Origin of the sequence: Agrobacterium sp. OT33 (assembly GCF_017313365.1) — a bacterium.
Lineage (GTDB): Bacteria > Pseudomonadota > Alphaproteobacteria > Rhizobiales > Rhizobiaceae > Agrobacterium > Agrobacterium rhizogenes_A.
This window is the reverse complement of sequence record NZ_JAFLMZ010000011.1, coordinates 186,075-192,546: the sequence shown is the minus strand read 5'-3', so window position 1 is coordinate 192,546 and position 6,472 is coordinate 186,075. Positions and strand designations below refer to the sequence as shown.

General features: G+C 60.1%; 8 protein-coding genes. 1 reads left to right on the top strand and 7 read right to left on the bottom strand.

Features of this window, described 5'->3' with window-relative positions; all coding sequences use genetic code 11:
* The 6 genes from JZX88_RS23820 to JZX88_RS23795 form a co-directional block, all read right to left on the bottom strand.
* Positions 1–629 (bottom strand): TolC family protein (locus JZX88_RS23820; RefSeq protein WP_206914946.1); only part of this gene is annotated, 629 nt, incomplete at its 3' end.
* The gene (locus JZX88_RS23815; RefSeq protein ID WP_110758980.1) at positions 629–853 is read right to left on the bottom strand and encodes a hypothetical protein; all 225 of its coding nucleotides are present in this window, start codon (positions 851–853) and stop codon (positions 629–631) included. The genes JZX88_RS23815 and JZX88_RS23820, both read right to left, overlap by 1 nt.
* A gap of 85 nt (positions 854–938) precedes the next feature.
* The gene (locus JZX88_RS23810; protein WP_236774393.1) at positions 939–1,301 is read right to left on the bottom strand and encodes a hypothetical protein; all 363 of its coding nucleotides are present in this window, start codon (positions 1,299–1,301) and stop codon (positions 939–941) included.
* Between the two features lie 104 nt (positions 1,302–1,405).
* A complete protein-coding gene (locus JZX88_RS23805) occupies positions 1,406–2,257 on the bottom strand; it encodes a DUF535 family protein (RefSeq protein ID WP_246753543.1) in 852 nt (283 codons plus the stop codon).
* 295 nt (positions 2,258–2,552) lie between these two features.
* Positions 2,553–3,710, bottom strand: coding sequence for an ATP-binding protein (locus JZX88_RS23800; RefSeq protein ID WP_206914944.1), 1,158 nt, complete (start codon positions 3,708–3,710; stop codon positions 2,553–2,555).
* Positions 3,707–4,405: a response regulator gene (locus tag JZX88_RS23795; protein WP_065116250.1), complete on the bottom strand. Its 699-nt coding sequence runs from the start codon at positions 4,403–4,405 to the stop codon at positions 3,707–3,709. The genes JZX88_RS23800 and JZX88_RS23795 overlap by 4 nt, the downstream gene beginning before the upstream one ends.
* Before the next feature lie 171 nt (positions 4,406–4,576).
* Between JZX88_RS23795 and JZX88_RS23790 the strand changes: the two genes are divergently transcribed.
* Entirely contained in the window at positions 4,577–5,380 is an 804-nt protein-coding gene (locus JZX88_RS23790; protein ID WP_206914943.1) for a phosphatase PAP2 family protein, read from the top strand.
* Between the two features lie 43 nt (positions 5,381–5,423).
* Here JZX88_RS23790 and JZX88_RS23785 read toward each other — a convergent pair whose 3' ends face one another.
* Complete coding sequence (locus JZX88_RS23785) at positions 5,424–6,353, bottom strand: hypothetical protein (RefSeq protein WP_206914942.1); 930 nt, start codon at positions 6,351–6,353, stop codon at positions 5,424–5,426.
* Positions 6,354–6,472: the final 119 nt, after the last annotated feature.

The window sequence follows — 6,472 nt, the reverse complement described above, 5'->3', positions numbered from 1 at the left end:
CCGATCTTTTTCGCAAGTTCCGAAGAGGCGTCGGCCGCAACCTTCGCCTGATTGAGATAGGCGACGTTTTCCCAGGCAGCCACGGCGTTTATCCATGCCCGGCGGGTTTCCGCGGCAAGCGATACGGTGGCGATCGCCGCATTGACCTGTGCCTGACGGAAGCGCGTATCCGCCAGCCTGATATTCTTGTCATAGGTCGCCAAAGCGAGAATATTGGCGGTGACGGCCCCTTCAAGCACGCGATACATGCCAAGCCCGGGCGTTCCGATGCCGTTCAGGCTGACGGAAAAGGTCGGAAAGACGGAGAGTTGCGTCTGCCAGGCATCGGCAGCGCTGTCTCCAAGATCCGCATAGGATGCCTGCAGCCCCTTGTTGTTCAGCAATGCAACCTGAACGGCGGTTTCGACGTCGATGGTCTTTTTGGCCATCAGCGCCTTGACGCGATCGCGCACCACCTGCGCCTGCTGCTGGTTCTGCACCCACACAGTCTGCTTGCCGGTTGCCTCGGCGGTTTTCACTGTCGCATCGGCAAAGCCCGCATCCCTGGCGGCATAGTCGGTCGTCACGCAGCCAGCCGCGATAAGTGGAAGCACGAGGGAGGATACCAGCCTGATATGGCGTATGATCATCATGCGCCTCCCTTTGCCGGCGCCTGTGCGTCGTTCAGACCACGCCAGGGTTTCGGATCGACGGGAACGCGGTGCGTGTAAGCTCCGATCGGGTTTTGGTAGGGAATGGGCCTGAGGCTGGAGATAGCGTCGGGGCTGTCGGGCGATACGACGACTTCAGGTAAGGTGGCTGCGCATCCGCCCGCAAAAAGCGGCAGGGCAACCACCAGGAACAAACGTTTCATGGTGAAAATCCGGGAATAAGATCATGATTGCTCCAGCACGCTCACGCATGCAGGTGCAGGAAAGCCCGCGAAGCGGTTCCGGATTTCAGATATTCGGTGGGCGCTGAAGCTTCGGTGCCAGACCGGCGGCGTTCGTATCGTCGATGAACGCACGAAGGGAAATGACGGTCGGGTGGCTCAGGGACGAGGAAGGGCACGGAATGGCCGCTACGCCGCAATAATCCTGACAGCAGGAATTCTTTGTTTTTTCAGTGCTGGCGTGGTCGTGCTGATTCGCGTGATCACTGTGGTCCTGAACGGCCGCGTCGTGGTGGCCCCGGCCTGAGGAATGATCGTTTTCGATCTGCGAAATCTGGGCGTCGTTTTCAGCATGCATTGCGGCATTGACGGTGGAAACGCTGTAGCCCGCCAGTGACAATACCATCACCAGCCGGAACAACAGGGCCATCAATTTCGATGCTCGCAACATCCCATTCATGCGCCGTAGAAGAGCCGCAGTCCTGAGATTTGTCAATGGGTATCACCCATAACCATCAACAAATACGTTGTGCCCTACTGAGCCGGCGCAGGCGAGACTGTCGACCCCGTTACCGTTCCGCTGGTGGAATCCCGGGTGCCCTCGTCGGCCCCGCCTTCGGCAAAGCGTCTGCCGATGTCGAAGAAAGACAGTTTCATCCGGCTGCGTTTGTCCGCACCTTCAAGAGTGGAGACCGGCACCTTGAAACCGAATGTTTCATCCGGTTCCGCGGAGCGTTCCCGCCAGAAGGCGTCGATATCCGCAATCAGCATTTTCTGTCGTCGGGCGCGGCGATAGTGAATCGGATGTCTGGCGCGGGCCACGGCAAAATAGGCGGATGTGCCCTCGGGCATCAGGCCCTGCAAAACCATCAACACGGCCTCCTTGGGACGAAGTCCGCAGAGATCACGCGTGACCGACACCATCTCTTCCTTGGCGGCGCGGGGGCCCTGCATGCCTCCGACGACAATCGTATGGTGGTGCCCGCATGTTCCCAGAAAGATGAACTTTGCGGTCCACAGAATGGCGTCGTCGCGGTTGCGCACCAGCCGCACGGCGAAAGCGCCCTCGTGCCGGCCGCCGCAACAATCCGCGAGAGCGAGGGTGCACCGGTATTCGTCGTTTCGGCCATGAACGGCGCCCATCTCCAGATTTCTTCCCGTCCAGAGCCCGCTCATGACCGTTCTGGTAAAATGACGGTCGGCGATCGCGAAATTCTCCACGAGAAAATGCAGCCGTCTTTGATGGGAGATTTGGCCGACAAGGAACTTAGACAGCGGTTTCTGCAGCAGTTCATCGTGGGGTGGCGGCAATTTCCGCTTTGCCGAAAAAGCGGCCAGAAACTGCCACCATTGAAAGGTGACGACGGGATTGATGGCGAAGCGCATCCAGAAAAGGACCGCCCGCTTCCAGCGCACGCGCTGGACAAAGGTGATGATTTTCCAGAACAAGGTGCAATCGGCTGCCTCCGAAGCCTTCTGCGGCCGATCATCCGTGACCGGGAATTTTTCTGCTTGAATGACGGCATCGTTGGTGTGCGGCATGGGTTCGGCTTCCGGCGAGCATGGGTTTTGCAGCTGGTGCATGCGCCGGATTTGTGAAGACCGTGTCGAGAAACGGTGAAGCTTGCGCGAGGCGCGGATCGTCCTTGCGGCAGGAAAGGGGACGGCAGGCGACGGTTTTTCAGGAGGGTGCTTTAAAGAGGATCGTCACGACCGTTCCGCCATCCTGCGCGGCCGCGATCTGCATGTCGCTATTGTGGGCCTGCGCAATGGCCCGGGCGATCGATAGGCCGAGCCCCGTGCCGCCGGTGGTGCGCGCCCGCGATGGTTCTGTGCGCCAGAAGAGTTCGATACCGTGCGCCTCGACGCCGGGCGGAAAACCCGGCCCCCTGTCTTCGATGGCGATGAAGGGTTGCCCGTCCTGTATGCCGGTTGAGCAGCGCAGGCTTTTCCCGCTTGCGGCATAACGGCGTACATTGTCGATCAGGATAAGGAGCAGTTGGCGAAGGCGTTGGCGATCGCCAGAAACGGGAGCCGGCTCCAGTGAAAGATCGAGACGGATACCGGCCTCGTCGAGCAGAGGCCGGGCGGCTTCCGTCACCGCCGTGCATTCGGCTGCGAGATCGAGAGGTTCGATGTCCTTCACGAGACTGTTGGTTTCCGCCAGGGAGAGTGTGCGCAGATCATCCACCAGACGCGCCAGCCCTTCCACCTGCACGATGAGGTGGCGAATGGCCTGCTTGTCGAGGGGAAAGATGTCATCGGCAATGCCGTGCAGACGGCCTTGCAGGATGGTGAGAGGGGTGCGCAACTCGTGGGCAACCGCCATCGTATTGAATTTCAGGCGGCGCTCCATCATCTGGAGCTCCTGTTTCAGGCTTTCGAAACTGTCGACCAGAAAGACGATTTCGACGATGCGGTTCGCCTTGACCTTTTCGCCTCCGCTGAAGTCGCCGGCCGCCATGCGCTGTGCCGCGCGGGTCAACTCCCGCAGGGGGGCGGCAATGCGTCTGGAAATGATGTAACCAAGCAGGCTGCACAGCAGCACCCCGATCAGCCCGAAGACGAACACCGATGCGACGAGTTCGTCATCGGCTGCGTTCTGCACACGGGGCAAAACCTCGAGAAGCGCCCGGAGCTGCTGCTGGTCCGGCATGACGCCGCGGTCTATGTCGGAGAATGCCCTTGCGGCGTCGGGCGAGAGAGTGGCAATCGCCCGCTCCTGAACATTGTCCGCATACCAGGAGACGCCGTGATAGATCATTGCGACGGCGAAGACGAGCATTGTGGTGATCGTGATCGCTGTCATCGTGCTGAGGCTGAGGCGCTGGACCCTCATGGCTTTAGCTCCCCGGCAAGCCGGTAGCCGATGCTGCGCACCGAGACCAGATAACCGCAAGCACCGTGATCCGTCAGTTTCTTGCGCAGATTGGCGATATGCGTATCGATCGTGCGCGCCAGCGCGTCGCTTTCCGGCAAGCAGGCATCGAGAATATCCGCCCGCTGGAACGCGTGGGTGGGGCGGCGCGTCATATGGGCCAGTATCCTGAATTCGCTGAGCGTCAGGGGCAGAACGGTTTTGCCAGTCTCTCCGTGAACCGCCGCGATATAGGCTTCCGTATCGATCTCGATGGCGCCGAAGCGCAGGATGCCGGTGCCCGCCGGCTGTCGCGTGCGTTTCAGGACGGCATTCACCCGCGCGATGATTTCATGCGGATTGAAAGGCTTGACGATGTAGTCGTCGGCCCCGAGGCGCAGGCCCGCCAGCTTGTCCATATCTTCCGCAAGCGCGGTGACCATGATGACCGGCGTATCCCGCTCCCGCCGGATGCGCGTCAGAACGTCGATGCCGTCGAGCTTGGGCAGACGAATATCGAGAAGAATGAGATCCGGTCTCAGCATGGAAAAATGCGTGATCGCCGTTTCTCCATCGCCCGCCCTGACGGTTCTGTAACCATCGCGGATGAGATAGGCGTCCAGAATCTGCATGATGTCGGGATCGTCTTCGACGATGAGAATGAGCCCTCTGTCCATGCTGAACCTGCAAATTTACTTATATAAGTTGCGTTAATACTGGGAAGCTAGGCCGGCGTGAAGCATCGGGCAAGGGTTCTTGTGCGAGATATCGGCTGTCGGAGCCGTTTTCCTCACGCTCTTGGGTATTCCTCCGCAAAGGCTTGACATTTCCGGGCAAGAAAACCGGTCATGCACCAGTATCTCTTCAGTAAAGCCGGGCCGGAAAAGCTGAACCGGCCCGCAAGGCCGAAGTTTCGCTTCAGCGCCGTTCACATTGCCGGCCGGGCTTTCCGTAATCCCGCCCTGCTCGCCCTTTTTGTCGCATTTGCGATGATGCTGTTTTTCTCGATCTGGCCGGGTATCGATCTTGATGTCAGCCTCGTCTTCTGGGACGACGGCTTTCGCCTGGGGGAGGACAGGTTCCTGGTTGCCGTCCGCGACCTGAACCGCGCGCTGCCGTCCGTCCTGTTGCCCGGGCTGGCATGCGTGCTTCTTGCCATGCCGTTTTTCGCCAGTCTAAGGCGGATTTTTCACCCTTACAAGTTGCTGCTTGTCCTCACCTTCTTTGCTTTGGGGCCGGGGGCAACCGTCCATATTCTGAAAACCCTGTTCGCCCGGGCAAGACCGCAGCAACTCGGCGAATTCGGAGGGGATTTGTTTTTCACGCCGGTTCTTTCGCTCGACGGGGCCTGCGTGCGCAGTTGTTCTTTTCCGTCCGGTGAAAGCTCGACCGCAATCGCTTTGCTGGCCTTCACCATTCTCCTGCCTGCAAGGCTCCGCCTCATCTGCGCGGCGATTTTGATGCCGTTCATCGTGGTTGTCTCGCTGAACAGGGTCGCGATGGGCGCGCATTTCCTTTCCGATGTCCTGATCGCGTGGCCGTTGATGCTGGCGGTATTTCTTTGCCTGCACCGGCTGTTCCTGAAATACCGATATGCGATCGACACCGCCTTTTCCCGCAGCTCCGGCGGATCACGCCGGGCCGCAGGGTAATCGCCATGCCGGGTCATGACGTCTGGCGATGACTCATGCCTTGTCAGATCGCCATGAAGGCGTCATCGAGGATTAGCAGTTTGCGCGCCTGCGTGCGGGCATATTCCTCGTAAAAACCCTGGGAGATCCAGAGGGCGGAGCGGCCTCGCCGCCCGCTCCAGCCGATGCCGCCGATCAGTTCGGCCGCTGCGAGTTTGCGGCTGACATGGGTTCGCGACAGCGACAGCGATTTCGCCAGTTGCGAGACCGTCTTCACATCCGTCAGGTGCCTGCCCTGTTCGAGAGGGTTCTCCCGGTCGATGCCGGCAATCAGCCGGTCCATCAGCAACCCGCCCGCATCAAACCAGTTGAAGATGATGGAAAGCGGGCCGGGGCAGCGCACCTCCGGATTGGACAGCAGCGCCTGCGCCACGCGAGGATGAATATGCGCCAGCATGGTCTCGGACCGCTCGATGAAACGGCAGGCCCTGAACCCTTCGTCAACAAGGTCGAGCGCCTGGAAATGGACGTCATACCAGTGCGCGAGCATCGCCAGTGTCAGCGGTGAGGGCACTACGCCGCCGGCCCTTTCTCCGTCGGATTGATCCGCCGGGTTTGTAAGTCCGCGTTCCAGTGCCTGTCTGAAGAAAGCATAGGCGACATCGTGGCTGGCAAGGCCGTGCTTCAAGGCCAGCTGCGCGAAATCCTCCCGTGTCAGAAAGGGCTCTTCCGTCTCGGCCTCGCAGGTGCCGCGTTTCTGGAAATAAAGCGCCACCAGCGCGTGGCACAGAAGCCGGCTCTGGCGTGTCGCGAAAAGCGCGGTCATTTCGGGCGAACCTTCATAGAGGCCGATGAAACTTCCCGCCAGCAGGCGCAGCGCGGCAGCGAAGGACGCCTTTTGAGCCAGCGCGTCGATTTCGCCGAGTGGCGGTTGGCTGCATCGGGTGGCGGCGTCCGGCAGCCGCGAAATCGCAAAATCGAAAAAATTGGTCATGGTGCGCGCTCCTGAAGCTGCAGGACCCGTTTCCCTTTGAAGGTGCATGGAACTGATCGATCCATGGGCCTTACAGGGGCGATGGTGAGACGTCTTCTCATTGCGCGCAGAGGCGAAAT

What these genes read in the sequence shown, in the direction of transcription:
- JZX88_RS23810 (WP_236774393.1), bottom strand. Translation starts at nt 1,301, where the DNA reads ATGGCCCTGTTGTTCCGGCTGGTGATGGTATTGTCACTGGCGGGCTAC.
- JZX88_RS23815 (WP_110758980.1), bottom strand. Translation starts at nt 853, where the DNA reads ATGAAACGTTTGTTCCTGGTGGTTGCCCTGCCGCTTTTTGCGGGCGGA.
- JZX88_RS23805 (WP_246753543.1), bottom strand. Translation starts at nt 2,257, where the DNA reads ATGCGCTTCGCCATCAATCCCGTCGTCACCTTTCAATGGTGGCAGTTT.
- JZX88_RS23785 (WP_206914942.1), bottom strand. Translation starts at nt 6,353, where the DNA reads ATGACCAATTTTTTCGATTTTGCGATTTCGCGGCTGCCGGACGCCGCC.
- JZX88_RS23800 (WP_206914944.1), bottom strand. Translation starts at nt 3,710, where the DNA reads ATGAGGGTCCAGCGCCTCAGCCTCAGCACGATGACAGCGATCACGATC.
- JZX88_RS23790 (WP_206914943.1), top strand. Translation starts at nt 4,577, where the DNA reads ATGCACCAGTATCTCTTCAGTAAAGCCGGGCCGGAAAAGCTGAACCGG.
- JZX88_RS23795 (WP_065116250.1), bottom strand. Translation starts at nt 4,405, where the DNA reads ATGGACAGAGGGCTCATTCTCATCGTCGAAGACGATCCCGACATCATG.